This window comes from Saprospiraceae bacterium (assembly GCA_026129545.1).
Taxonomy (GTDB): domain Bacteria; phylum Bacteroidota; class Bacteroidia; order Chitinophagales; family Saprospiraceae; genus M3007.
Genome location: JAHCHX010000002.1, coordinates 387,753 through 412,426 on the forward strand (window position 1 = coordinate 387,753; position 24,674 = coordinate 412,426).

At 51.7% G+C, this 24,674-nt stretch carries 25 protein-coding genes and 3 tRNA genes; 15 read left to right on the top strand and 13 right to left on the bottom strand.

Annotated elements, in window-relative coordinates; genetic code table 11:
- Window positions 1-75 precede the first annotated feature (75 nt).
- Complete coding sequence (locus tag KIS77_15855; GenBank protein MCW5923820.1) at window positions 76-900, bottom strand: toll/interleukin-1 receptor domain-containing protein; 825 nt, start codon at window positions 898-900, stop codon at window positions 76-78.
- Window positions 901-1,101: 201 nt separating this feature from the next.
- On the opposite strand from KIS77_15855, the gene KIS77_15860 reads away from it, so the two are divergent.
- From KIS77_15860 to KIS77_15880, 5 genes are all read left to right on the top strand, one after another.
- Window positions 1,102-1,175, top strand: a tRNA-Val gene (locus KIS77_15860).
- 22 nt (window positions 1,176-1,197) lie between these two features.
- Window positions 1,198-1,272 (top strand) — tRNA-Val (locus KIS77_15865).
- A 10-nt stretch (window positions 1,273-1,282) separates the two neighbouring features.
- Window positions 1,283-1,356: transfer RNA gene (locus KIS77_15870), tRNA-Pro, on the top strand.
- 58 nt (window positions 1,357-1,414) lie between these two features.
- The gene (locus tag KIS77_15875; protein MCW5923821.1) at window positions 1,415-1,621 is read left to right on the top strand and encodes a GIY-YIG nuclease family protein; all 207 of its coding nucleotides are present in this window, start codon (window positions 1,415-1,417) and stop codon (window positions 1,619-1,621) included.
- Window positions 1,622-2,184: 563 nt separating this feature from the next.
- The gene (locus tag KIS77_15880; GenBank protein ID MCW5923822.1) at window positions 2,185-5,007 is read left to right on the top strand and encodes a T9SS type A sorting domain-containing protein; all 2,823 of its coding nucleotides are present in this window, start codon (window positions 2,185-2,187) and stop codon (window positions 5,005-5,007) included.
- A gap of 177 nt (window positions 5,008-5,184) precedes the next feature.
- Here the strand turns inward: KIS77_15880 and KIS77_15885 are convergent, their stop codons facing one another.
- Window positions 5,185-8,073: a tetratricopeptide repeat protein gene (locus KIS77_15885; GenBank protein MCW5923823.1), complete on the bottom strand. Its 2,889-nt coding sequence runs from the start codon at window positions 8,071-8,073 to the stop codon at window positions 5,185-5,187.
- Between the two features lie 239 nt (window positions 8,074-8,312).
- Between KIS77_15885 and KIS77_15890 the strand changes: the two genes are divergently transcribed.
- Window positions 8,313-9,275: a M23 family metallopeptidase gene (locus KIS77_15890; GenBank protein ID MCW5923824.1), complete on the top strand. Its 963-nt coding sequence runs from the start codon at window positions 8,313-8,315 to the stop codon at window positions 9,273-9,275.
- Between the two features lie 156 nt (window positions 9,276-9,431).
- Here KIS77_15890 and KIS77_15895 read toward each other — a convergent pair whose 3' ends face one another.
- A complete protein-coding gene (locus tag KIS77_15895; GenBank protein MCW5923825.1) occupies window positions 9,432-9,635 on the bottom strand; it encodes a dodecin domain-containing protein in 204 nt (67 codons plus the stop codon).
- Window positions 9,636-9,815: 180 nt separating this feature from the next.
- On the opposite strand from KIS77_15895, the gene KIS77_15900 reads away from it, so the two are divergent.
- A complete protein-coding gene (locus tag KIS77_15900; GenBank protein MCW5923826.1) occupies window positions 9,816-10,427 on the top strand; it encodes a TetR/AcrR family transcriptional regulator in 612 nt (203 codons plus the stop codon).
- 315 nt (window positions 10,428-10,742) lie between these two features.
- On the opposite strand, the gene KIS77_15905 is transcribed toward KIS77_15900, so the two are convergent.
- A complete protein-coding gene (locus tag KIS77_15905; GenBank protein ID MCW5923827.1) occupies window positions 10,743-11,105 on the bottom strand; it encodes a Uma2 family endonuclease in 363 nt (120 codons plus the stop codon).
- Window positions 11,106-11,325: 220 nt separating this feature from the next.
- Here KIS77_15905 and KIS77_15910 point away from each other — a divergent pair, with 220 nt between their 5' ends.
- Window positions 11,326-12,675, top strand: a complete 1,350-nt coding sequence (locus KIS77_15910; GenBank protein ID MCW5923828.1) for a TolC family protein — start codon at window positions 11,326-11,328, stop codon at window positions 12,673-12,675.
- Between the two features lie 76 nt (window positions 12,676-12,751).
- Here KIS77_15910 and KIS77_15915 read toward each other — a convergent pair whose 3' ends face one another.
- Both KIS77_15915 and KIS77_15920 read right to left on the bottom strand, forming a co-directional pair.
- Window positions 12,752-13,045 carry a hypothetical protein gene (locus KIS77_15915; GenBank protein MCW5923829.1) on the bottom strand — a complete coding sequence of 98 codons (294 nt, stop codon included), beginning with the start codon at window positions 13,043-13,045 and terminating at the stop codon, window positions 12,752-12,754.
- A gap of 44 nt (window positions 13,046-13,089) precedes the next feature.
- Entirely contained in the window at window positions 13,090-13,323 is a 234-nt protein-coding gene (locus tag KIS77_15920) for a hypothetical protein (protein MCW5923830.1), read from the bottom strand.
- A gap of 80 nt (window positions 13,324-13,403) precedes the next feature.
- On the opposite strand from KIS77_15920, the gene KIS77_15925 reads away from it, so the two are divergent.
- Together KIS77_15925 and KIS77_15930 are read left to right on the top strand one after the other, a co-directional pair.
- Window positions 13,404-14,495, top strand: coding sequence for an efflux RND transporter periplasmic adaptor subunit (locus KIS77_15925; protein ID MCW5923831.1), 1,092 nt, complete (start codon window positions 13,404-13,406; stop codon window positions 14,493-14,495).
- Between the two features lie 28 nt (window positions 14,496-14,523).
- Complete coding sequence (locus KIS77_15930) at window positions 14,524-14,985, top strand: hypothetical protein (GenBank protein MCW5923832.1); 462 nt, start codon at window positions 14,524-14,526, stop codon at window positions 14,983-14,985.
- 6 nt (window positions 14,986-14,991) lie between these two features.
- Here the strand turns inward: KIS77_15930 and KIS77_15935 are convergent, their stop codons facing one another.
- Both KIS77_15935 and KIS77_15940 read right to left on the bottom strand, forming a co-directional pair.
- On the bottom strand, window positions 14,992-15,198 hold the full coding sequence (locus KIS77_15935) for a hypothetical protein (GenBank protein ID MCW5923833.1): 207 nt from the start codon (window positions 15,196-15,198) through the stop codon (window positions 14,992-14,994).
- A gap of 2 nt (window positions 15,199-15,200) precedes the next feature.
- Window positions 15,201-15,683: a hypothetical protein gene (locus KIS77_15940; protein ID MCW5923834.1), complete on the bottom strand. Its 483-nt coding sequence runs from the start codon at window positions 15,681-15,683 to the stop codon at window positions 15,201-15,203.
- Here KIS77_15940 and KIS77_15945 point away from each other — a divergent pair.
- On the top strand, window positions 15,682-18,849 hold the full coding sequence (locus KIS77_15945; protein MCW5923835.1) for an efflux RND transporter permease subunit: 3,168 nt from the start codon (window positions 15,682-15,684) through the stop codon (window positions 18,847-18,849). The two genes, KIS77_15940 and KIS77_15945, sit on opposite strands and share 2 nt — an antisense overlap.
- Before the next feature lie 2 nt (window positions 18,850-18,851).
- On the opposite strand, the gene KIS77_15950 is transcribed toward KIS77_15945, so the two are convergent.
- The 4 genes from KIS77_15950 to KIS77_15965 all read right to left on the bottom strand — a co-directional run bounded on the left by KIS77_15950 (window position 18,852) and on the right by KIS77_15965 (window position 20,080).
- Window positions 18,852-19,016 (bottom strand): hypothetical protein, encoded by a 165-nt coding sequence (locus tag KIS77_15950; protein MCW5923836.1) that lies wholly within the window; start codon window positions 19,014-19,016, stop codon window positions 18,852-18,854.
- Window positions 19,013-19,246 (bottom strand): hypothetical protein, encoded by a 234-nt coding sequence (locus tag KIS77_15955; GenBank protein ID MCW5923837.1) that lies wholly within the window; start codon window positions 19,244-19,246, stop codon window positions 19,013-19,015. The genes KIS77_15950 and KIS77_15955 overlap by 4 nt, the downstream gene beginning before the upstream one ends.
- On the bottom strand, window positions 19,228-19,467 hold the full coding sequence (locus tag KIS77_15960; protein MCW5923838.1) for a hypothetical protein: 240 nt from the start codon (window positions 19,465-19,467) through the stop codon (window positions 19,228-19,230). Before KIS77_15960 ends, KIS77_15955 begins: the two co-directional genes overlap by 19 nt.
- Before the next feature lie 343 nt (window positions 19,468-19,810).
- Window positions 19,811-20,080, bottom strand: a complete 270-nt coding sequence (locus KIS77_15965; protein MCW5923839.1) for a helix-turn-helix transcriptional regulator — start codon at window positions 20,078-20,080, stop codon at window positions 19,811-19,813.
- Between the two features lie 284 nt (window positions 20,081-20,364).
- Between KIS77_15965 and KIS77_15970 the strand changes: the two genes are divergently transcribed.
- A complete protein-coding gene (locus KIS77_15970; GenBank protein ID MCW5923840.1) occupies window positions 20,365-20,856 on the top strand; it encodes a hypothetical protein in 492 nt (163 codons plus the stop codon).
- Between the two features lie 887 nt (window positions 20,857-21,743).
- Window positions 21,744-22,034, top strand: coding sequence for an efflux RND transporter permease subunit (locus KIS77_15975; protein ID MCW5923841.1), 291 nt, complete (start codon window positions 21,744-21,746; stop codon window positions 22,032-22,034).
- A gap of 816 nt (window positions 22,035-22,850) precedes the next feature.
- Here the strand turns inward: KIS77_15975 and KIS77_15980 are convergent.
- Window positions 22,851-23,096, bottom strand: coding sequence for a hypothetical protein (locus tag KIS77_15980; protein ID MCW5923842.1), 246 nt, complete (start codon window positions 23,094-23,096; stop codon window positions 22,851-22,853).
- Between the two features lie 143 nt (window positions 23,097-23,239).
- Here KIS77_15980 and ung point away from each other — a divergent pair, with 143 nt between their 5' ends.
- Together ung and KIS77_15990 are read left to right on the top strand one after the other, a co-directional pair.
- A complete protein-coding gene (ung, locus tag KIS77_15985) occupies window positions 23,240-23,917 on the top strand; it encodes a uracil-DNA glycosylase (protein ID MCW5923843.1) in 678 nt (225 codons plus the stop codon).
- Window positions 23,914-24,666: a hypothetical protein gene (locus tag KIS77_15990; protein MCW5923844.1), complete on the top strand. Its 753-nt coding sequence runs from the start codon at window positions 23,914-23,916 to the stop codon at window positions 24,664-24,666. Before ung ends, KIS77_15990 begins: the two co-directional genes overlap by 4 nt.
- Window positions 24,667-24,674 lie beyond the last annotated feature (8 nt).

Here is a 24,674-nt window from a genome sequence, read left to right on the forward strand (position 1 = left end):
CACTAAATGTTCTGAACCATATATCCTCAAATCACCTCAGCAAAAAGGCGACCGGAAAGCCAGAGAAAATGGCAATTAGGGTTTCTTTATAGTTGCAACAACCTTTCCCATGCCAGCATCAAATTTATCTCCGCTGATGTCCGGCACAAATACCCCTTGAAAATGCTCAAACACTTTGGATAAGTTTTGACGATGCTCTACCGTTCGTTTTCGAGATTTTTCAAACTGTCCATAACCCAATCCAGATTTTTTGGCCCTCTCTATTTTGGCATCCAACTCGGCAGTTTTGGCATCCAATTCCTCGGCGACCTCAAAAAAGAAATCATCGTCGAACAATGCGTCGTCAATCATCACTGGGATAAACCTCGTTTCGGTCAATAAGCTCGCAAACAAACTAAGGTTGCTCTCCATACCCACCCAGCCCGACCTTAGACTGCTTTTGGAAACTAATGAAAGAATGTGCCCATTGCCGCGGACTTGTTCAATGATAAATTCTTCGATGGGCTGGCCGGGTGCCATTTCCTCCGAATCAATGGAAACCCTAATCCCACTATTTTTCAAAAAAGCAGCCATTCTATTAGCAATCTCACTATCGTGATGATTGTAGGAAACAAACACCCGAAACGAATTGTCTGCTTGCGGGCTATCCGAAACTGAATGCTGACTCGCCGGAGCGGTGCCCGGATGTACGGACTTCGATGCCATCTCCAGCGCCGAAAAATTGACCCGTGCCTGAATGCGCCCCCACTCCCCAAAATCAATAAGACCAAGGTTGTATTGTTTTTCCCCGTTGTTGTACTGCGCTTGGAGGAGCAGCGCATCGGGGTTTGCCTTTACCAAGAGTTCGAGTGCTTCCTTGGTATGGCCTTCACCTATGAGTTGTAGGATTTTATCTTTCATCCCGGTTGATGTGTGGTCGAAGAATTGTTGGAAAAGAAGTGTTGCTAAGCTGCGCCAAAGGTAGCGAAACGACTAAATTTTTCCCAAAACACAGTTTTTTCAGCCAAGCGGGGAATTTTTTAAAGCAACTTGTTTTTTTGCAAAGGCGCGTTGTACCTTTGCGCTCCCGAAGCGAGATAGCATCGGTTTTTTTGAAAAAATCGGGTCATAGCTCAGTTGGTTAGAGCGCCACGTTGACATCGTGGAGGTCACAGGTTCGAATCCCGTTGATCCGACAACCCCTCACAGGGCGATAAAGGGTGATTAGCTCAGTTGGTTTAGAGCGCACGCTTCACACGCGTGAGGTCACAGGTTCGAATCCTGTATTACCCACTTAGAGTTGCGGGATGTAGCTCAGCCCGGTAGAGTACACGTCTGGGGGGCGTGTGGTCGCAGGTTCGAATCCTGTCATCCCGACTTGCGAAAGGCTGCCAAAACAGGCGGCCTTTTCTCTTTAATGTCCTATAGCGTTTACATGCTTTTCAGTCAGCCCATCCAAAAGTGCTACACCGGATACACCGCTGATTTCGCCAAGCGGCTGCTGCACCACAACAGCGGTCAGTATCGTTTTTCCAAAAAAGGAAGGCCGTGGGAACTGGTGCGGCTATTCCTTTGCGAGGACAAAAAGGCGGTCATGTTGCTCGAGAAGAGAGTGAAAGCCAGGGGCGCCAAGCGGTTTTAGCCCTCTACGTTAGCCCTCTACGTTAGCCCTTCTACGTTAGCCCTCTACGTTTACGAAACCTTCGAGGTTTCGTAAACGTGCCGAACGTGTCGCCTCGGCCAGGTTGTGGTCGCCCTCTATGTTTCGGCGGCTACACCTACTCGCCCGCCAAAGTGAGCGCGGTGGTGGAAGGCGGGCGCTTTGAGTTGTACGGGGCGAGGGGCGAGGGGCGAGGGCTTGCTACCACAGGCGGCACAAGTGGGGGAGCGCCATTCGTTTCAGTTGCGCGACCTGGCTTCGGGCAATTACCACCTCGTGCTGCGCTCGGCGGACGGGCGACTGCTGGCGCAGTGGCTCGTGCTGAAGCATTGAGGGGATTGAGGCGTAGAGCTGGATGGCCCGCAAGGCTTCGCCTCTTTCGAGGAATGTAACCATCACCCACTTTGACCAAATCAGGCAATTTGCGTTTTGCCCTTTCCCCGCAAAGTCATTTCCTTTGCCATCGAAACGCCCTATCCTATTTCTCCGCTTTTGGCGGGTGGAATAGGATTTTTTATTTTCAACAAATCAAGCACACCCTCCGTATGAAAAGTTCGCTGCTATTCGCATTGGGCTTCCTGCCCTTCGCCGTCGGAGCGCAAGTCACTTGCGAGCCATTGTTCCCCACCGCCACCGAGCAAATAACAATCACCTTCAACGCCGCCGAAGGCAATGGGGCATTGGCTGGCTTTGCCGGGCCAGTGTATGCCCACATGGGCGTGCTCATCGAGGGGAAAAACGGCTGGCAAAACGTGCCGACCACTTGGGGCGTGGCCGACCCGGTGGGGTTGATGACCAATGCCGGGCCTAATCTTTGGACCAAGACCCTGACCATCAATTCGTTTTTCAACGTCGCGCCCAACGACAAGGTCACGAACATGGCCTTTGTGTTTCGCAACCAGAATGGCAGCATCGTGGGGCGTGCCGCCGATGGCTCCGATATTTTTCACCCGGTGTATGACGCCAACATTGGTCTGCTGACCACTTTTGTCACACCGACAGCCAATGTGTTTTTGGCCAACAGCGGCAGCCCCATCGCGGTGAAAGCCGCTGCCTCGCAAACCGCCTCGCTGACGCTTTTTGACAACGGGACACAGGTCGCCTCAGCCAATGGCAAAACACTTGAAACCTCCCTCAGCGCAGGCGCTCCCGGTGTGCATAAAGTGGAATTTGTGGCGGCCACCGCCACCGAATCCGACACCTCCTCCTTTGTCTATGTGGTGCCCGGCAACGTCGTGACGGAAGCCCTCCCAGCAGGAACAGAATTGGGCATCAATTATTTGGACAACCAGACCGTCCGGCTTGCGCTTTATGCGCCCAACAAGCAAGTCATCCACGTCATGGGCGATTTCAACAACTGGCTGCCCGACGGCAATTTTCAGATGAAGCGCAGCACCGACAACGCCACTTGGTGGCTCGACATCGCAGGCTTGATGCCCGGCCAACTGTATCGTTTCCAATACCTTGTGGATGGCTCCATGCGCATCGCCGACCCGCTCAGCACCCTCGTGCTCGACCCGGCGCACGACCCCTTCATCCCTGCTTCCACTTATCCAAACTTACCTGCCTACCCTGCCGGAAAAACAACGGGCATCGTCTCCGTGCTGCAAACGGCCCAACCTCCTTTCAACTGGCAGGCCACCAACTACCAACGCCCGAAAAACACCCAACTTGTCATCTATGAGTTGTTGCTCCGCGATTTTGTCGCTGCGCAAAACTACCAGACCTTGCTCGACACGCTGGACTACCTCGAACGGCTGGGCATCACGGCCATAGAGCTTATGCCGGTCAATGAATTCAGCGGCAACAACAGCTGGGGCTACAATCCCACGTTCCACAAGGCGCTCGACAAATACTACGGCACGGCCACGGCGCTGAAAACACTGGTGGACGAATGCCACAAGCGCAATATGGCCGTCATTCTCGATGTGGTGTTCAATCAAGCAGATAACCAAAGCCCCTTGGCACAGCTCTACTGGGATGCCGCCAACAATCGGCCCGCGCCCGACAACCCGTGGCTCAACCCCGTGGCGACGCATCCTTTCAGCGTGTTCAACGATTTCAACCACGAGAGCCAAGCCACGCGGGCATACGTGCGCAACTGCCTGAAATACTGGCTCACCGAGTTCAAAATAGATGGTTTCCGCTTCGACCTTTCAAAAGGTTTTACGCAAAAAAACACGGGTTCCAACGTGGCGGCTTGGGGACAATACGACATTGGGCGGGTGGCCACTTTGAAAAGTTATGCGGATTTCATGTGGTCCATTGACCCAACCTCTTATGTCATTTTGGAACATTTTGCCGACAACAACGAGGAACAAGACCTCGCCAACTACGGCATGATGCTTTGGGGGAATATGCACGGCTCGTACAAGGAAACGGCACTCGGCTACAACCTTACCGGCGGGCAAACTGACTTGAGGTGGGTTTCATGGAAAGAGCGCAACTGGACCAAGCCGCATCTCATCGGTTATTTCGAGAGCCACGACGAGGAGCGCATCGGCTTCGAGTGCGCCAGCTTCGGAAACGCAAACGGCAACTACAACATCAAGTGGCTGCCTTACTACTCCCTGCGCATCGAAATGCTCAACAACTTGCTCTACACCGTGCCCGGGCCTAAAATGCTGTGGCAATTCGGAGAGTTGGCCTACGATTTTTCCATCAACTATTGCGAAAACGGAACTATTAGCCCCAACTGCCGCACTGCGCCCAAGCCGATTCGATGGGATTTTCCCAACGACCCTTATCGCCGTCGTTTGAGTGATGTGACCACTGCCTTGCTCCAACTTCGGAAAAACCACGAAGTGTTCGAGACAGCTAATTTCAATGCAGATATTGGCCCTGCAAACGTCCGTCGGATTTGGCTCAACTCTCCCGACATGAATGTGTTTGTGGTGGCCAACGTGTCACTCACCACGCAAAGCACCTTGCTTTTCCTCGACGCGACCATCGGTTGGTGGTATGAGTACTACACGGGCGATAGTGTGCAGTCACATGGTGCCCCCATCCCCACGATGTTGGCGCCGGGCGAGTACAGGATATACCTTGACAAATATGTGCCGCTCCCGGCAGGGGTGAATCCCACGCCTGTCCGCGAGATTTCTGGCGTGTTGAACAGCCTTGAGGTCTATCCCAACCCGGTGGGCAGCTTGTGCGCGGTAGATTTTTTCTTGGACGAAAGCGCCGATATCGTGATAGAGGCTGTTGACTTGACGGGGAGGGTCGTCTCGCGCCTTGCCACTGGCAGGCTGCCTTCGGGGCTTCAGCATTTTGAACTGGCAACGGAAGGCTGGCAACCGGGCATCTACATCCTTAGTGTGCGCGATGAGCGTGGGGCGCGACTGACCAAGCGGTTGGCTAAGTTTTGAAGGTTGAGGGGGGATGCGTTTGCCTTGTATACCTCGTGCCGCCAAGTTTTCAGCATGGTTGGAAGGATGATATCACGTTTACTAAACTTCAAAAGTTTAGTAAACGTTACCCTAGACGATGCTGAAAACTTGGCGGCGCGAGGTATATCATTCCCCCTCAACCCGCTCAGCATCACTTTATTTCAAATAATTCTCGTTGAAAAATTCGCGGTATCCGTTGAGGGTCCTGTTTTTCAGGATGCGGCGATAGTTTTCCTGCGTGATGGCGAAAAATTCTTTGTTGTATTTCTTCTTGTCCGTTTCGCCGAGAAAATCCAACTTCTTGCTCACTTCCTGATAGTAGCGCATGGCTTGTTCCTTGGTGTCGAACTTTCGAATGACGATGATGGGATTGTCCGTGTCGTTGCCTAGGAAGATGTTGGAAATGCGGAGTTGTTCAAGGCGGTGGTTCTCGCGGTTATAGTCCGACACGGCATTTTTCACCTCGTCGAGGCGGATATCCGAGCCATTGATGGCGACGAGGAAATAGTGCAGTTTGTCATCTTCCAGCGTGAAGGCATCGTCGAGCGGCGGTTGGTCGGGTCTCTTCTTGGGGTCTTCGGCGGCGGCCACCTCGAATCCCTTGCAGGAGATGAGTCGGGAGATTTCCTTGGCGCGGGTTGCTTCCGCCGTCTCGGGATGCCGAGCGATGACCTCCGAGAGTGCCTTGCAGTAGGCTTCGGTGCCTTGCAGGTTGCCGATGCAAAGGGCGCTCAGGAGGGAGAATTTGGCCATGAGCGGGTTTTGCGAGCCGTATTTCTGCGGTGCTTCTTGGCAGCGGTCGTAGGCATTTTTGTATTCTCCCTTTTGGAAAGCGGTGAAGGTTTCCTCGTAATAGTTGTTGAGTTCGCGTTCGCGGGCTTTGGTCGCGTTGAGGAAATTGGGGTCGGTGATGGCGCGTGCGTATGCGCTGTTGGGATATTTGGCTGCGAGTTTGTCCAAGTAGTATTTGGCTCGCTCCCGATTGCTCAGGTCGGTGAAGGCCAGATAGCAATAGTACCAAGTTTCCTTTTCGTATTTGTCTTGGTCGGGGTAGCGTGATAGTTTTTCTTCGAGGGTGGAAGAGCAGCGTTTGTTGTTCTGGATTTTGTCGCGGAAAAGGGTGCCGAGTTGGTACATGGCCTCGTAGGTGGCGAGGTGTATGACACTGAGTTCGGCCTCACTTTTGGGCAGGCTGGCAAACAGGTCTTGCAGTTCGGCATCGCTCACGCCTGCGGAGGCGGCGCCGTCGGGACGTCCCGAGTCTTCAATCAGGCTAATGGTGGGGCGGCGGCTGCGTCGCCAGTTGTCCTCAAGGTTGCGATTGCCCCAAGTTTTCGAGAAGTCCTTTTTGCCTTTTTTCAGGAAGGCATCATTGTAGAAATAAAACGTGGAGGCCCTGCCGCCTGCTTGGGGTGTGGGTGCTTTGGCGCCGCCGGAGGCTAGTGCTTGTTTGGCTTTTTCGTCGGCCAATCGGCTTTCTTCCTCGCGTTGTTTTTTGATTTGGCGGGCCAAGGCGCGGCGTTCCTCGTCGTTCATGCTGTACACGCGCACGATGCTGTCGTTGGCGGCGATGGCTTGGATAAGCCGCGCGATGTCTTTTAGGTTGACGGCGTAGTCGGAGGCGTTTTTGTAGCGCGGGTCGTTGGCTGGCAAGACGGTGAGGGTGCTGTCGAAGTAGAGTTTTGCCTGCACGAAATCTTCATTTTCAAAATACAGTTCGGCCAGTTTCAGATATGCCTCGGCGCGTTGGGGGGCGTTGTTCTGGTTGTGGTCGAGTGATTTGCGCAGGTAAGCGATGGCATCGTCGCGTTTACCGTCTTGCAATGCGATGTCGGCCATGACGAAATAAATCTGGTCGTTGTACTCGCGGTTTTTTTCGTCTTTCAGCATTTTGCTGAGCGAGTTGTTGGCCTCTTCGCTGGTTATTTTCTTGTAAGACCACCCTGACTGGATGAGTCGGAGGTTGGCGTTGAAGAGCATTTCGTATTTGGGTTTGCTCTCCATCACTTTGTTGAATGCTGCGTAGGCCTGTTCGTTGTTGCCGGCGCGGAGTTGGAGTTGGGCGAGTATGTAGGCCAACCTTGCGCGTTCTTTCCGTTTGTTGGTCAGTTCCACCGCTTTGGTGAGTGGCGCGATGGCGCGGTCGTATTTTTTTTGCTTAATCCACAGGTATGCCTCGGCAGTGGCCAGTTCGTCGCGCAAGTGTGCGGGGAACCACATATCCTCCCAAAGTTCGCGATAGAGAAAATCGGCCTCGTCGTATTTCTCGCGTTCGGTGAGGGTGCGGCCAAACCAAATCATAGCCAGCGGATAGGCGGCGGTGCGCCCCATGCCTTTTTCATAAGGGTTCACTCCGGTGGGTTTTGGCGGCTCTTCTTTTTTCTTTTTCTTGCTGTCGTCCTCCGTCTGGGCCACTTCTTGTGCTTTGGGTTGGTTCTTGTCGGAGAGCGTCTTGCCTTTGTCGCTGCCTTTCTTTTTGGCGGCGGCTTTTTTCTTCTTTTTGGCGGCTTTTTTCTTCTTTTTCTTTTTCTTTTCTTTCTCTTTTTTCTTTTGCTTGGCCTCTTTTTTCTTCTGTTTGGCGCTTTTTTTCAGTTTGGGTTTGGGCTTCACTTTTCTGGGGTCGTGTTCTTCCTTGATGTATCGAAACGTGTTTTCGGCAGTTTCAAAATCGCGCTTGAGGTATTGTGACTGCCCGATGAGCGTGTAGCAATCGTCCACCCAGTCGCTGGGGCGATGCAGGGCGATGCCTCTGGCTGCTTTTGTGATGACGTTGTCGAGATTACCGCGTGCCGATTGTGGGTCCACAGCGGCGTAGGGGTAGAGGTCGAGTATTTGGTTGTAGTTGTCTCTGTGTTGGCTTTCCAGCTCTACTTGGGTGAGCGTGAACAGCTCGTCGGCGTTGAACCAATAGTTGTAGCGCGATGTGAGGTTGTGGTAGCCGCGTTTGAATCGGCTCACGTCGGAGCCTTTTTTCTTCTCTGTGACGCAGCCGGGCGCCAATAGGATGGCTACCAATACCAAGATGAGACTTATGCTTCTTTTCATGTTGAAAAAACAGGTGCGGTTGGTAATGCGCTTTGAGTGAGCAGACGACCCCAAGCTGGTGGATAAGGTGCTTTTTGGGTGGAAAGGGTTGTCCGTCAGATGCCTTTTAACAAAAAACGAGTCCAACAAATCGCGCCAACAGAGCGTTCAAACCGCATTTTAGCGAACTTTGCCCCCGCAAGCGGAGGTTTCTTTTTTTTCTCTTCAACCCGCCCGCATCACTTTTTAGCGCAATCGAGATGCAAAAGTATTTTGCTTTTATCAAAAAGTTCTTCGACTTCTTCCGGCGGCACGGCGACGACGACCGCAGCCTCATGGAAAAGTTGCGCGACAAGTATCGCCTTGTCATCATGAACGATGACACGTTCGAGGAAGTCACTTCCATGAAAATAACGCCGCTCTCGCTCTATGTGGGCGTGAGCTCGCTGATTGTCGGCACGGCGATTATCGTGACAGCTCTCATCATCTGGACACCGCTCAAACGTTACATCCCGGGCTACGGCGATTACACGCGCGACGAGGAAATAGCGCAGCTGACCACCAAAATCGCTGACCTTGAAGAGGAAATGGTGGCGCATCGGCGCTTCAATGAAAACATCAAAAAAATCATGCACGGCGACCTTGCCGATATTAGCAAAGAAGCGGTGCAGAAACAGGGCGTGCCTGCCGATTCTATCAGCAACATCCCGCCGGAAGACATCGAGCGTGTTCCGGAGGACGAGTTGCTGAGGTCGGCAGTGGAAAAGGGCACGTTTACCCGCGACCCCCAAGCTGCGCAGACGGTGGCGGCTTCGGTCGGCCCGGTTTTGCCGCAAGATGTCCCTTTGGAAAAAATGTCGTTTATGCCCCCCGTGTCTGGCGAGATTACGGCAAGTTTTGATTTGCAAAAAAATCACTTTGGCATAGACGTGGCCGCGCCGAAGAATACCGCCATAAAGGCCGCTGCCAACGGCGTGGTGATTTCTGCCGGCTACACGGTGGAGACGGGCTACAGCATCGCCATTCAGCATCCCAACAACGTGGTGACCATGTACAAGCACAACTCCGTGCTGCTGAAACAAGCGGGCATCGCGGTGAAGGCGGGCGAGGCAATTGCCATTATTGGAAACACGGGCGAGAACACCACAGGGCCACACCTTCACTTCGAACTTTGGTACAAGGGGCGAGCCGTGGACCCAAGCGATTATATCAATTTCAACTAAACGAGGGGGTGTCTCATACGTCGGTGGCGGCGGGGTTGGTTTGCAAGCATTGGCTGCTCGATTCCGCGCCATGAGGTGGAAAGGCAACGGCTTGCCTTGAAAGCCCCTCAACACGGATGGATGAGACACCCCTGCTTTTGACGGCCTCCTCTTCTTTCACTCTACCTCAAAACTGACTTTCAAGTTGACACGGAAGGATTTGACCTTGCCGTTTTCCACCGTGACACTCTGACTTTGGACAAAGGCCGAGCGAATGTTTCGCACGGATTCGGAGGCCTTTTCGACACCCTTGCGGGTAGCGTCTTCCCAGCTTTGGCTGGAGTCGCTCATAATTTCGAGCACTTTCAATACTGCCATAATCGAGTTTGTTTTGAGTGTGAAAAAATCGGGTTTAGCAGTCAAAAGTAGTTTGTTTATTCGGAAAAAACATTGTTCATCGGCTTAAATCCACCGTTCAACCGCTGTTTTCAAATTTTTACCCAAATCCGCTTGCATTTTATAAACACTGTTCACTAACTTTGCACTGTTTATTTTTCAAGCATGGGAATAGTGTCCAGAAAAGAGCGCGAAAAGGAAGAAATGCGTCGGTTGATACTCGAGGCAGCACTCCGGCTTTTCCGCGAAAAAGGCTACGATGGCGTGAGCATCCGCAACATCGCCGAAGCCATCGAGTACAGCCCGGCGACGATTTATCTCTACTACAAAGACAAGAGCGAAATCTTCTTCGCGCTGCAATACGAGGCTGCCGCCGTGAAACGCGACCACTTGATGCCGGTGGCTTCAATCGAGAACCCGTGGGAACGGCTCGTCGAGTTTGGCCGCCGCTATGTTGACTTCGGCATGAAACACCCTGACCTCTACGACCTGTTGTTCATCACCCTGACCCCCATGGATTCCATTGAGAATCAGGAGTGTTGGCAGTTGGGCATTGCCATCCATGCTTTCTTCGCGGAGACGGTGCAGGCTTGTGTGGATGCCCGCTACTTCAAAAGCACTGACACAGAGACGATTGCTTACACGCTTTGGTGCCATGCACACGGTCTTGTGTCGCTCTTCATACGAGAGCGGATGCGGATGTACCCGGAAGAAAAAAGAGAGGAGCTGGCAAAAAAATCCTTCGCGATGATGGTGAAAATGGCGGAAAGCCTGTAGGGATGATGAGTTGCGAGTCGGGAATGATTTCCTGCTCAGAGTTGACCTTGCGGTGTTTGAAAAACGCATAACTCATCTCTCACAACGCTATTTATACCTCGCGCCACCAAGTTTTGGGCATGGCTGCAATCGCAATCTGCTCAAAATCAGGTGCATCAATCATGCTCATCCGACAAATCCTAGCGAATCAAGGTATAAACACTTCTTTAAGTTTAAGTGTCAATTTCAACCTCCGAAACCTTGTCGTTTAGCAAGTCGTGGCGTGTGAAGACATCGTAGTCCTCGGCGTTGCGAAACACATAAACGGATTTGAGGTCAGGGAAAACGAGCCAATAAGATTGGACACCGGCGGCAAAAATACTGCTTGCGTTTTTTCTCCAATTCTTCATGGCTTTGGGTGAGCGAAAGAATTTCGACGACACCGAGCGCGATTTCGGTCATTTTGATTTCCTCCTCGCCGTAGTCCATCGGGCAGTAGATGACTAAGTCGGGAACGCGGTCGCGGACAGGCAAATCGAGACTGATTTCGGGGAGCACTCTGAATTTTTCGCCGAATTGAAGGCGCAACAAGAAAAGAATGTTTCCTTGAATGATTGCGTGGTGTTTGCTCGGCGTAGGCTTGTCCCGTTCGATTTCGTACTCGGATAGGCTCGTCTCGACAATTTCTTCGCTGTGCATACGCGATATTTTTTACAATGGTAAACGAATTTTCAACGATAAACTGCGACCTTTTAAAACCGATTTCAGTCCATTCACCCTCAAAAAACGACCACTCAAAGGTTTGACCTTTCGCCGCCGTTCGACACGGCCTTTTTTTGTGGCAACAACTAAACGCTGTTCAGAAAATAAAAACTGTTTTTTTACCATGAGGCAATCACTTCCTTTATACCTAATCTTTATGCTGTCAAGCGCATGCTTGTCAGGCGTTTACGCCCAACAATCCGTCATTTTGGAGCGATACATCCAAACGGGACTGGACAACAACCTTGCCTTGCAAACGCAAACGCTCGACATCAGAAAGGCGCAGGAGGCCATTCGGCAATCGAAGGCGCTTTTTTACCCCACGCTGCAATTCAACGCCAACTACACCCGTGCCGCCGGAGGCCGACGCATCGCGTTCCCGGTTGGCGACTTGGTGAACCCGATTTACGCCAATCTCAACCAACTCAACGAGTTCGTGCAGCCCGGCGCACCTGACTACCCCACGAATGTGCCCAACGTGAACGAGCAGTTTCTGCCCGACGATTTCCACGAGACCAAACTGACTTTCGCCTATCCGCTGTTCAATTCAGATTTGAAATACAATCGCCAAATTCAGGAACAGCTGTACCAAAGCAAGTCGGCACAAAAGGCAGCATATCAACACGAACTGCGCTACCAAATCACGGAGGCATATCTGCAATACCTGCAAACGTTGGAGGCTGAGAAAATCTGGCAAAACAGCAAGACCGTGCTGACCGAATTGCGCCGCTTCAATGAATCCCTGGTCAACAACAACGTCGCCACACGCGACGTGGTGGCCACCGCCGACTACGAACTCAGCAAGGCCGACAACGAGATTTTCAGACTCCGCAGCAGCCAGAACACCGCCCGCGCTTATTTCAACTTTCTGCTCAACAAGGATTTGCAAAGCGAGGTCACGGTGGACACCGCACTGCTCCGCTCGCAAGCAGCCGCCTATCAGCCTTCCGACTTGATTCAAAACGCGCTCGCCAATCGCCAAGAGTTCAACGCCCTGCGAGCGGGCATGAGCGCCGCCGAGATGGATGTGAAACGCAACGATGCCAACCTGAAGATTCCAGATTTCTACATCGGGGGAGAGACCGGGTTTCAAGGGTTTGGCTACAAGTTCAACAACGAGCAAGCATATATCCTCGCTCGCGTGGGCCTCACCTACGACATATTCGACGGCGGCATGCGCAAAAGCAAAACACAGGAAGCCCGATTGGAGGCCGAGAAAATACGCGCACGATACTCAGAGGCGCAGCAACAGGTCTCCCTGCAGGTCACGCAGGCCTGGAACGAATTTCAGGCCGCTCAAAATTCGTACACGACTACTCAGGCGGGCTTGAAAGCCGCCGAAGAGACGTTTCGCATTGTCACTAATAAATACCGGGCGAGCCAAGCCTTGCTCATCGAATTTCTCGATGCCGAAAATCGCGTGACGACGGCGCGCCTGCAACAACTTCTGGCTTGGTCGGATGTGTTGTTGAAAGAGGCGGCGCTAAGAAAGGCAGCGGGGATTTGATGCCTTAAGGCTCAAAAAAACGGTCGAAACCTTTGGCAATCAGGCCGTTTTTAAGTTCGAGGTCGCCTGTCCAGAGTTAGCCGTCAAGTTCGAGCGTAAGGGCGACATAGAGAAAACCTTTGGGGTCAACATCTTTACAAAGCACATAACCTGCTATCAAGTTGCGGAGAGAAATGGTTTTTGAAGAAAGAAAAGTGATGTGCTCAATGGTGAGAGAACGCAGTTCTACAAGTTCATTATTGTCAAATTCGGTGGCTTTCAACAGTTTTTCTTTGTGTGTAAGCAGCTCGACAAAAGCAAAACTGGGCGTTGTGAAATTGTATTCGCCAGTGATGATGATTTTACGAATAGCAGAGTTTGTCTTGGCCATTGCCGAAAAAATTCTATTCGCATCAACGATGACGACCGATGGATTCATAAGCCAAGTTCTTTGAGCATTTTTTCACCGCTGCGCTTCCACCATTCTTGCCGGGCGTCGTCGGCAAGTTCGACAGCAGCAGACTCGGAGAGATGGCTTTTTCGCGCCAAACGTTCAGCCCTAAGCCATTTGGCCGCCCGTGCGATGTAGTCTTCATTGAAGTCTTTTTGACTGACGCTCAGGATAAACTCTATCTGGTCGCCCGAATTTCTCACATTGAAATCGCTCATTGTTGTAAAATTTTCCACAAAAATAAACCAAACAACCCGCACAGCCAAGCCTTAGTTTCAATCTTGAAATTCGACACAACATGAAAAAAATAACACTTGAAACAGTAGCCCTCCCCTCAATGGCCACCATCGCCGTTGTGGGTCTCTTTTGCCTCACAGGCGGCTGCGGCGAGAATGCCAACGCCAATTCCAATGCCCAAACTTCGAACTCGGTGGTGGACGAGCGCATCCCCGTTCAAACTGCCCTCGTGGAGCAAAAAAACATCGCCTTGCCCATCCACGCGAGCGGCACGCTGACCTCGTCGGCAGAGCAGCGCCTCTCGTTCAAAGTCGGCGGCGTCATTCGCAAAATCTATGTGAAAGAGGGCGATGTGGTGCGTCCCGGCCAGTTGCTCGCTATTTTGGACAAAACCGAAATAGACGCGCAAGTGGCGCAAGCCCAGCAGGCGCTCACAAAAGCCGAGCGCGACCTCGCCCGCGTGGAGGGCCTCTACCGCGACAGCAGCGCCACGCTCGAACTCCTGCAAAACGCCACCACCGCCCGCGACGTAGCGAAAGAAACCGCCCGCATCGCGCAGTTCAACCAGCAGTACGCCGAAATCCGCTCTGCCAAAGGCGGAAAAATCATCAAGAAACTGATGAACGAAGGCGAAATCACCGGTCCCGGCACCCCCGTCTTCGTCCTTTTCCAAACGGGCGTGGACGACTGGGTGGTGAAAATCAACGTCAGCGACCGCGACTGGGCGCGGCTCAGCCTCGGCATGGGCGCCAAAATCGTCATGGACGCTTACCCCGACGCGCCGTTCAACGGCAAAGTGAGCGACCTCGCCCCTGCCGCCGACCCTGCGAGCGGCCTCTACCCGGTGGAAATCAAGGTGGCTCCGCAGGGCAAGCGTTTCGCGCCCGGCTTGTTCGCACAAGTGGACATCGTGCCGTCGAAATCGAGAACCTACACCACCGTGCCGATTGAAGCCATCGTGGAAGGCGACGGAAAATCGGCGTTCGTGTTCGCCCTGCAAGCCGATGGGGAAAGCGTGAAAAAAGTACCCATTCAAATCGCGTTTTTGGAAGGCAATCGGGCGGTCATCGCGTCGGGGCTGGAAGGCGTGGCGGAGGTGGTGACGAGCGGCGCGCCGTATTTGAGCGAGAAGAAGAAGGTCAAAAAATACTAAGCCAGCTTACTCAACAATCTTTTCTGCCATGAAAATTTTAGCCTTTTTCAACGCCCTGCTCTACGCCCTCATCGCCGGTCAGGGATTCTACATGCTGCTCGGCGGCTCGCAGGCGCTCAAGCAACTTTCCGTCGGCGCGTTCATCGAGCAGCGGCAATCAGTGGACAAGGCCATCGCCCGGAACCTTAGCGCCTCCTACTTGCTCACGCTGATTTACAGCGCCTCGTACATTGTTCTTTTAGTCTGGAACGGGGGGGCGACTCAACTACAAGTGGCAGCCACCATAATGGCTTTCCTGCTGCTGGTGGCCGATGTGCTTATCGCCACCAGAGGAAATGCGCCGTTGAACAAGGAAATCAACACATGGCAGGCACACGCATACCCGATGGATTGGACCACGCACCGCGACTTGTGGATTAGGCACATGACTTGGCGCAATTGGTTGGCCATTTTTGCGCTCGTCGCATTTTTGTTCGGCGATGCGATGTAAAACAATTTATGCCGCCAATTGAAAATCCAATTTCAACTCGGTCAAAAGTTGGAAAAGGTCTTTCGTGAATCGGTCTTTCAATTCTTGGAATTGTTCGATGGCCTCATCATCAGGTTCAGGGTATGACCTGTGGCGTTCGATAGCCCGATTGGTTTGGTCAATCAACTCGTACAGGCGAGCGATTTCTAATTTTTTACCTTCTAGCTTTTTCATCTTCAAAACTTTAGTTCAAGAATGCCTTTGTCAAACCCCTTTCGGTCGTAACAATAAAGCTTGAGCCAATAATCCCGGTCGTCCAATGTTTTTGAACGAAGCGGATGAAGTTCTGGATGTTCAGGCTCAAAAAAGACATCAAGAGTCTTGGCATATTTTCTACGCAAGAGCCACCGAGTCTTTTTCGTCTTGTTGTAAATCTCAAAAGCTACAAACACCACGAGGTCAATGCCTTTGGGATATTTTTTCAAAGTCGTGAAACTGCCATTTACCCAAACGTACAACGGCTTTATTTCAGCCATACTCAACTCCTTTAAAAACGCCTTGAACGACGCATATAAAGTCTCCCGTCGGGTATTGAAAACAAAATGCCTTTCAATATCCTCAAGCGAAGCGGGTATTGCCTCATAAGGTTTCAAGTAGCCAAACTCATCAAAGTTCAACATTGCAAAACCGAAGTGCTGCAAAAATAAACAGTCTGCCATGAAAATCGCCGAATTTTCCGTCCGCAACCCCCAATTCACCTTCATCATTTTTTGCTTTGTCATGGCGCTCGGCATCGGGGCCTTGCTCAATATGCCCCGCGCCGAAGACCCCAAGTTCGCGCCGCCCGGCTACAACATCGTCATCGTGTATCCCGGCGCCGGGCCTGCCGAAATCGAGAACAAAATCACCGACAAGGTGGAAGCCCGCCTCGGCGCGCTCGAAAACATAGACAGGATGCCCTCGCTCTCGCTCAACGGCCTCATGATTCTGACCATCGAGTTCAAGCACGGCGAGGATGCCGACAAAAAGTACGAAGAGGTGGTGCGCGAAATCAACGCCCTCCGCCCCGAACTTCCGCAGGACATTTACCGCATCACCATTCAGCGATTTACGTCGTCGGACGTGGCGATTCTGCAAAGCGCGATTGTTTCTGAAAACGCCTCCTACGCCGACCTCCGCCGCGAGGCCGAACGTCTGGAAGAATCTTTGGAAAAAATAAGCGGCATCAAGGCCGCCGACACTTGGGGCTTCCCCAAACGCGAAGCCCGCATCAGCCTCAACTTGCCGAAAATGGCCGCCGAAGGCATCCCCGTAAGCCGCGTGCTGGGCGCTTTGCAAAGCGAAAACGTGTCCATCCCCGGCGGCGCGGTCAACGTCGGCGAGCGCCAGTTTTTTGTGGAAACCAGCGGCGACTACGAGGACATCGAGGAAATCAAAAACACCGTCATCAATGGCAACAACGGCCAAATCGTCTATCTCAAAGACCTCGCCGAGGTGGAATGGGCTTACGAAGAGCCGCGCCACTTGGCCCGCATCAACGGCGTGCGCAGCGTGTGGGTCACCGCCCGCATGAAGGACGAGCAAAACATCTTCAACGTCGGCAAAGAAGTGGAGCAAAAAGTGGCCGAATGGCGCAGCGCCTTGCCCGCCAGCATGGACTATGTGAAGGTGTTCGACCAGAATGACTCGGTGCGCAAAAGGCTAGGGCGCTTCGCCAAAGACTTCGGCATCGCCATCACGCTCGTGCTGCTCACACTGCTGCCCCTCGGCTGGCGCGCCGCGCTCGTGGTGATGATTTCCATCCCGCTCAGCATCTCCATCGGCCTTTTTGCCCTCGACCAAATGGGCTACTCTTTGAACCAACTTAGCATCGTCGGCCTCATCATCGCGCTCGGCATTTTGGTGGACGACAGCATCGTGGTGGTGGAAAACATAGAGCGATGGCTGCGCGAAGGACACAGCCGCGTGGAGGCGGCCATTCTCGCCACCAAACAAATCGGCCTCGCGGTGCTGGGCTGCACGGCCACGCTCGTTTTGGCCTTCCTGCCGCTCGTTTTTTTGCCCGAAGCGTCGGGCGATTTCATTCGCTCGCTGCCTTTGGCCGTCGTGCTCACGGTGTTGGCCTCGCTGTTCGTGTCGCTCACCATTGTGCCGTTTTTGAGCAGCCGCCTTTTGGCAGAACACCACGACCCACGCGGCAACATCTTCCTGCGTGGCCTCAAATGGCTCATTTCCGGCACCTATGCCAAAGTACTGCACCTCGCGCTCGCGTGGCCGCGCCTGACGATGGTGGCCGCCACCGTCCTCTTCTTCGCCATCGTGAGTTTGGCCGGAAAAGCGGGGTTCGCCCTCTTCCCCGCCAGCGAGCGCCCGATGTTTTACATTGACGTGGAAATGGCCGCCGGAACGAGTTTGGAACAAACCAACCGCACGGTGCAAATGGTTGATTCCGTGTTGAATGAATACACCGCGCCGGGTTTTCGCAGTTCCGAATTTGGAATGAAAAACGCCCTGCTGACTTCCTTAAAAGCAGGTGAACAACCAACAACGAACAACAAACAACAAACAACAAAGTATTCCGGGGGTAAAGCCAAAATCACTTGGTACGCCTCCAACGTCGGTCGCGGCAACCCGCGCATTTATTACAACGTGATTCGGGAAAAAGAGGCCGCCGACTACGGGCAGGTGTTTGTTCAATTGGAAGACCGCACGCCACCGCCCGTGAAAATCGAGTTGCTCGACGAGTTGAGGGAAAAATTTAAAAACACGCCCGGCGCGGTCATCAACGTCAAGAACTTCGAGCAGGGGCCGCCCATCGAAGCGCCCATCGTGATTCGGGTTTTTGGTGAAAACTTGGACACCCTGCGCCGTTTGGCCGCCCAAGTCGAGACCCTCATCAGCGAGACGGAAGGAACGATGTATGTGGACAACCCGATTGCGACCATCAAGACCGATTTGCAGGTCATCACCAACAAGGAAAAAGCCGCCACGCTCGGCGTGCCGGTGGTGGAAGTGGACCGCATGGTGCGGCTCGCCATCGCGGGGCTGAACGCCGGCAGTTTCACCTACAAGACCGACGGCGAGGAGTACAACATGACCGTCACCGTGCCGAAGGAAGGCGCGTTCGCCACCCTCGACGCGCTCAAAAACCTGTACGTCAACAACGTGTTCGGCAAGGCCGTGCCGCTCAACCAAGTCGCGGAAATGCAATTCAAGCCCTCGCCCAACTTCATCCAGCACTACGACAAAGACCGTTTTACCGCTGTCACGGCTTTTGTGAAAAGCGGCTACTACGCCGCCGAAATCAACGGTAAAATCAAGGAAAAACTGAAAGCCATGACCTTCCCCGCAGGTTATCGCTACGTCGTGGCGGGCGAGGAGGAGAGCGCGCAGCGTTCGTTCGGCGGCATGGGCACCATCGTTCTGCTGACGATTTTTGGCCTGCTGGCCGTGCTGATTTTGGAATTCAAGACCTTCCGAAGCACCCTCATCGTGCTGTCGGTCATTCCGCTCGGCATCATCGGTGCTGTGCTGATTTTGCTGGCGACGGGCTACCCGTTCTCGTTCACGGTGGTGGTCGGTCTCATCGCGCTCATGGGCATCGAGGTGAAAAACTCGATTCTGCTCGTGGATTTCACCAACCAACTCCGCGCCGAAGGTCGAAGTCTAGACGACGCGATTCAGGAGGCGGGCGAGATTCGCTTCGTGCCGATTTTGCTGACCTCGCTCACGGCCATCGGTGGCCTCACGCCCATCGCAATCGAGGAAAATCCGCTCTATTCGCCGCTGGCCTATGTCCTCATCGGCGGCCTTATTTCCTCGACTTTGCTCTCGCGCATCGTGACGCCGGTGCTGTACAAGTTGCTGGCGCCGAGGGTGGTGTGAGGCTATAAGTCGGTAAACAGGTCTAAATATTTCAAGCCGGGAACGCGCCTGAAATCAAAGTCATTTCGAGAGAGAAGTGTAAAATCGCAAACGAGTGCCGTAGAAGCAATCACAGCATCCGGCAATTTGATTTTGAGCGAGCGCCGGATTTCGATTGTTTTGTTCACGATGCGGTCGTCGAGCGGCAAAACGATGCTTCGTCAATGAAGTTTTCTACTTGTTTTGCTGCTGCGGCGGTAGGTGCTTGCCAACCCAACAATTCGATTTTTGAAATGACGGAGAGGAAACTGCCAGATTCGTTCATTGCCTTTTCGAGAAAGTCCATCCCTTTCTCAGGCAAAAGTTCGTCCAAGTAGTAGATGGCTGTATTCATGTCAATCAGATAGGCCGTTCCCATTCGTCGCGGAGGTTTTGAAGTTGTTTGTCAATCGTCTCGCGCGATAGGCCGGTTTTCAGAACGCCTCTGTATTTTGACATATTTTTCTTGGTTTTGGGCATTGCGGGAGCCGATTCAGAAGGCAGGACAATCACCTCGACTTCCGTGCCCGCGAAGGCCTCTGGCAGTTGGACAACCACTTGTCCTTCTTCTACTTTGGCGTGTGTGCGATATGCTTGCATTGGAAAAAGATGTTTGAATTGCTGACAAAGATGCTTTATCTACCGCAAAAACCCCAAACGTCCTCATCGGCGGCCTGATTTCCCCCCACCCTGCTCTCGCGGATTGTGACGCCGGTGCTGTACGAGTTGCTGGCGCCAAGGGTGGTGTGAGATTTTTGCCAGCTGCGTTTTTCTGTCATCCTGCAAGGATTTGCAACTTACCCCTTTGGTATATTTCCTCCCTCGATAATTTTCAGCAACGACGCATTTTCATTTTGCAAGGACAGTATTAATGATTCTAAAAAAGCGAAACGTTTGTTGATTTCGTTCATGGCTTCTTTGTCAAAAGAAATGGTGCCGCTATTTAGAATGCAAGTCTCTCCTTCTTGCTGATTGTTGTTGAAACTACTTTGACTGAATTCGGGTCTAACCCAAGTAGCTTAGCCATTGGCATCTCCAATACTTCAGCAATTTTCATGATTTTCCCCACAGGAGGATCCGATTGCCCATTCTCCCATTTTGCTAAAGTTCGGAAATGAACATTTAAGCGGTCTGCCAAATCCTCACGGGTGATTTTTTTGGTCTCGCGTGCTTCTCGAAGATTGAAGCCAAGTTGTTTTATCTGGTTTTTCATAATAAAAAGCACTTTTTTTTACATTTATGTAAATTTTAGTGCAAAGATAAGTGTTTTTTCGCGCTTTTTATGGTAATTGATTTTTTTGGAAAGGTGCTCGCAAAGAGGAAAGATTGAGCCTTTATTATACAACTCTACATAGAGAGATTACAACTTGTTGCACTTAAACCATAGAACCAAGTATGCTTGCGGGAGTTTCGTATTTACAAAAGTCAAATCGTTATTGAAGCACTGGCTTGCTCCCTAAAAAATACGAGTGCGAATAACTTTAAATCTTCCAGGAGATGAAAAACTTCATTTTTCTTACCTTGTTTTCATTACTGTTTTTTGGATTTTTGGCCTGTGAAAAATATTATCAAACAGACCAACCCAAGATTGACACTCCTAATAAACCCGTTCAAGAACGCATAAGAATTTATACCGCCTGTTGGGATGAGTGGGGGAGGAAAAGCAAGAACTGCGGTGGGTGGGGGTTGTGTAACTTCGAAGACTGCTGGGGCTGGCAAGAGCCTTGTTGTGGTACATCTGCTTATAGTGGGGTCATCGCCTTCGATTACACAGCAAATGAATATTTTTTGACAATCACATTGAGCAACACGGATACGTTGCAAATCGCAGCTACGCAATCTCAACTGCCGCTTTATGTAGATGAAGACATAATTGAAGATTCAATTGATGAAGAATGGGATTTTGTAAAAATTGAGGCTGGTGAATACCCATTTCTTTCGAGTATCGGAAGTTATGGAGGGTATAAATTACCTGTGATTTTTTATTAGCCTTTGATCCCTCTATGGTATTTTCAAGTAGCTCATGTTCAAAATTGACTGAAGTGAGAAAAAAAGTCGTTCTCTAAGTCAACAGGTTGTTTTTTAGTCATTTTGAACATGGGCTTGAATTTGGATTTAAAAAGGTTTACTTATGTGCAATATAAAAGCATCAATGGTTGTAATGGCCTTGTTATGGTTAAGCATTCTGATTTTCAATATGATAGCAATCTCAGGATGTAGCATTAAGGGATCTTTTCAGGGTCTATACAGTTATCAAGACAGAACTAGCAAAGTTGCTCCTAGTTTGATTCAAAAGCCAACTACATTGATTTGCAACCTTGTTCAGCCTGATTCCCCTGTTGTGTATCTTGTCAATGGCGTGGAATTGAAAAAGTGCTTGGAGCAGCATGAAAAGTCTTTAGTGTACTTATGGAGGCCAAAGTGTTCAAGCGACGTATGTATCTCACCTGGCCTCATTCAGTCACTCTGTCAGAAAAATGGAATCGAGTTGTTTATCGTAGCGGAATATTATGACTTTGAGATAATGTCTCTTAATCATCCTATTAAACGACCCATCTTAGGCATTGATTGCAATTACTATTCAAGTCACTTAACTAAAAAGTATGTTTCGATGTTTATGGCTGATTTGTTAGAACCGGGAAACACGTCACCGGGCAATTATTTTTTTCGGTTCAATTATGGTTGTCTTGTCAGTATGTCGGAGAATATAAAAAATCTAAAAATGTAAATCGGTGCTGAAGTTGGCTTATATCTACACATTTCGTCGTTCAACTTGGTGAAGACACTAGAACGCGACAAAGACCGTCTCCTCATCTTTTTCAATTTACATCTTCACCCCGTTCTCGTTCACGGTGGTGGTCGGCCTCATCGCGCTCATGGGCATCGAGGTGAAGAACTCGATTTTGCTCGTGGATTTCACCAACCAACTCCGCGCCGAGGGGCGAAGTCTCGACGACGCGATTCAGGAAGCGGGCGAGATTCGTTTCGTGCCGATTTTGCTGACCTCGCTGACGGCTATCGGCGGCCTCACGCCCATCGCAATCGAGGAAAATCCGCTCTACTCACCGCTGGCCTACGTCCTCATCGGCGGCCTGATTTCTTCGACTTTGCTCTCGCGGATTGTGACGCCGGTGCTGTACAAGTTGTTGGCGCCGAGGGTGGTGTGAAGTGGTGATTGGGGATTGATTGATATGCTACAATGGCAACCGCACCGTTGCGTTTTTTGTCATTCTACAGGAATCCGTCCGCTCTAAAAGCGCAACCTCGTGGTGTACGCGCACTTAGAGCGGGCGGATTCCAACAGAATGACAAACGTAGAGTGCTCGCTTTTGCACTCGGGATGACAAAATCGTGGGAAAAAACCATGCGCAGCGCGAGAAAATGAAAAATACAGACTAGCTTCCCACCAAAATTTAGAGCAAACACGCCAGCCCCGGAAAGTCGTCGTCCATTTTTTCGTTCACGATTTAAAAGCGGCATTATGAAAACACTTTGTTGGGGTGCGATTCCCATTTGATGTACTTTTCTGTGTCTTTTCAGTCCGCAGACACGGACATCTTACCCCAAAGGTTAGCCAACTACGTCAATTCCACGAAAATGGCTTTAAAAACTTTCAAAAGCTCTGATTTTTCTAAAAAAATCAATCTTGCAAGTTACATCAAATGAGAATCACACCACATTGATGATCCGCACGCTCTGCTGTTTTTCACCGACCGCCCATTCGCTCAGAAAATCCATCGCCCCCAGCCCTCATTGATACCATTCGGGGGCAGCAATTCTTCAAATACCCGTTTGATTCAGGGTTTCTTTGGGTTGCGATACAAACTCAGTTTGGCCTCGATATAAAGCCCGTGGGCGCGATGCCTGCCGATTTTTTCAGCCTGGTTTTTCAGATAGGCATAGAACAAGCGAAAACCCCAAGCCTGATGCGTCCGCCGCACTTTTTTCATCATTTCCGTGATATAAGCGGATGAGCGCGTGCGCTAGCTCCCATCATTGGTGCCGGGCGGCACCACAATTGGGATGATATGGGTGGCAGCGCCATTGGCCGCATTTGCCGAGGCTGCCTCGGTGCCTACTGGCAGGCTGACGTTCACCGTCTTGGCAAAAGTGGCATTGGTGAACAACGGCGTGTAATTTGTGCTCTGCGTGCGCGACGAATTCGCCCACAGAAGGGAAGCGTTGAATCGGTGAAAGGACTGGGGTTGAATATCATTTGCTTGATGCAAACACCCCGCTATGTTAAATTTTTAAAAGAATACCCGCGGGTACCGTGGATTTTCTGGCGAAGCGGAAAATCCGCAATATGCCTTAACTTGCTGCCCCATAACGCAATGCTTGTAAAACTTCTGATTCGATGAACGAGCCACCCGTGCCCAACGTGCAGATAGAGGAGTCTTGGAAAAAGGTCTTGGCAGATGAATTCAGCCAGCCCTATTTCGCCGCCATCAAAGCCTTTTTGGTGAATGAAAAAAAGGCGGGCAAGACCATATATCCACCCGGGCCGCTCATCTTCAACGCATTCAACAAGACCCCCTTCGATGCGGTGAAAGTCGTCATACTCGGGCAAGACCCCTACCACAACCCCGGCGAGGCGATGGGGCTTTGCTTTTCTGTGCCGAAGGGGGTGAAAGTGCCGCCCTCGCTCGTCAATATATACAAGGAAATCAACACAGACCTCGGCCTGCCCATCCCGGGCCACGGCGACCTGACGCACTGGGCAGAGCAAGGCGTGCTGCTGCTCAATGCCATGCTCACCGTCGAAGCCCGCTCACCTGCCTCCCATCAGAAAATCGGCTGGCAAACATTCACCGACGGAGTGATTCGGCATATCTCCAATGAGAAAGAAGGCGTGGTGTTTTTGCTGTGGGGCAACTTCGCCAAAGGCAAAAAACCATTGATAGACCAGACGAGACACTATGTGCTGGAAGCCGCCCATCCCTCGCCCCTCGCCGGCGACGCATTTATGGGGTGTCGGCATTTCTCGCACACCAACGAAATTTTGGGAAAACAGGGCAAAACGCCCATTGATTGGAGTGTTGACACATGATGCAGTCCATTGCAGAAGTTATAGCCCGGCTCGAACAAATAGTGGCATGGTCGAAGGAACAAGGGTCTCCGCTCGGCTATTTCGCGGCAGTATATCTGCAAATAACGCTGGCCGTGCGCGACGGCATCGAAGCGGGCGTGTTTGAAAACGGCTCGCGCATGGAACAACTCGACGTGCGTTTTGCCAGCCGCTATTTCGATGCCTTCGACGCTTGGCAAGCAGGCAAACCCTGCTCCCAATCGTGGAAGACCGCCTTTGAATCTGCCAGCAACGAACACCTCACCGCCCTCCAGCACGTCCTCTTGGGCATCAACGCGCATATCAACCTCGACCTCGGCATCGCTGCCGCACAGACCCGTTCGGGCGACGCTATATTTGGCCTCCGCAAAGACTTCGACCGCATCAACGACATCATCGCAGCGCTGACCGACCGGATGCAGGAGCGATTGGCCGACATCTGGCTGCCCTTCCGACTGCTCGACTGGTTCTTGCGCACCGACGACGAGGGGTGGATTCATTTCAGCATAAAAGTAGCCAGAGGCACGGCATGGAAAGCAGCTGTCGCGCTGGCCTTTGCCCGACAACTCGAAACAGAAAAAGCCCTCATCCAAGAATTGGATACAAGCGTCGCTTTTTTTGCCCAAAAAATCGTCGCGCCGGGTTTGGGTGTCGGCATCGGCCTACGCCTCATGCGGCGCGGCGAGCGCGGCGAGGTACGGGAAAAAATCGAAACATTGATGCAGATTTAAGGTTAAGA

Coding starts and splice junctions, on each gene's coding strand:
- KIS77_15905 (MCW5923827.1), bottom strand. CDS start 11,105: ATGCACAGCGAAGAAATTGTCGAGACGAGCCTATCCGAGTACGAAATC.
- KIS77_15855 (MCW5923820.1), bottom strand. CDS start 900: ATGAAAGATAAAATCCTACAACTCATAGGTGAAGGCCATACCAAGGAA.
- KIS77_15940 (MCW5923834.1), bottom strand. CDS start 15,683: ATGGCAGACTGTTTATTTTTGCAGCACTTCGGTTTTGCAATGTTGAAC.
- KIS77_15960 (MCW5923838.1), bottom strand. CDS start 19,467: ATGCAAGCATATCGCACACACGCCAAAGTAGAAGAAGGACAAGTGGTT.
- KIS77_15955 (MCW5923837.1), bottom strand. CDS start 19,246: ATGGGAACGGCCTATCTGATTGACATGAATACAGCCATCTACTACTTG.
- KIS77_15910 (MCW5923828.1), top strand. CDS start 11,326: ATGCTGTCAAGCGCATGCTTGTCAGGCGTTTACGCCCAACAATCCGTC.
- KIS77_15975 (MCW5923841.1), top strand. CDS start 21,744: ATGGGCATCGAGGTGAAGAACTCGATTTTGCTCGTGGATTTCACCAAC.
- KIS77_15875 (MCW5923821.1), top strand. CDS start 1,415: ATGCTTTTCAGTCAGCCCATCCAAAAGTGCTACACCGGATACACCGCT.
- KIS77_15990 (MCW5923844.1), top strand. CDS start 23,914: ATGATGCAGTCCATTGCAGAAGTTATAGCCCGGCTCGAACAAATAGTG.
- KIS77_15900 (MCW5923826.1), top strand. CDS start 9,816: ATGGGAATAGTGTCCAGAAAAGAGCGCGAAAAGGAAGAAATGCGTCGG.
- KIS77_15965 (MCW5923839.1), bottom strand. CDS start 20,080: ATGAAAAACCAGATAAAACAACTTGGCTTCAATCTTCGAGAAGCACGC.
- KIS77_15915 (MCW5923829.1), bottom strand. CDS start 13,045: ATGGCCAAGACAAACTCTGCTATTCGTAAAATCATCATCACTGGCGAA.
- KIS77_15970 (MCW5923840.1), top strand. CDS start 20,365: ATGAAAAACTTCATTTTTCTTACCTTGTTTTCATTACTGTTTTTTGGA.
- KIS77_15920 (MCW5923830.1), bottom strand. CDS start 13,323: ATGAGCGATTTCAATGTGAGAAATTCGGGCGACCAGATAGAGTTTATC.
- KIS77_15885 (MCW5923823.1), bottom strand. CDS start 8,073: ATGAAAAGAAGCATAAGTCTCATCTTGGTATTGGTAGCCATCCTATTG.
- KIS77_15880 (MCW5923822.1), top strand. CDS start 2,185: ATGAAAAGTTCGCTGCTATTCGCATTGGGCTTCCTGCCCTTCGCCGTC.
- KIS77_15890 (MCW5923824.1), top strand. CDS start 8,313: ATGCAAAAGTATTTTGCTTTTATCAAAAAGTTCTTCGACTTCTTCCGG.
- KIS77_15925 (MCW5923831.1), top strand. CDS start 13,404: ATGAAAAAAATAACACTTGAAACAGTAGCCCTCCCCTCAATGGCCACC.
- KIS77_15945 (MCW5923835.1), top strand. CDS start 15,682: ATGAAAATCGCCGAATTTTCCGTCCGCAACCCCCAATTCACCTTCATC.
- KIS77_15935 (MCW5923833.1), bottom strand. CDS start 15,198: ATGAAAAAGCTAGAAGGTAAAAAATTAGAAATCGCTCGCCTGTACGAG.
- KIS77_15930 (MCW5923832.1), top strand. CDS start 14,524: ATGAAAATTTTAGCCTTTTTCAACGCCCTGCTCTACGCCCTCATCGCC.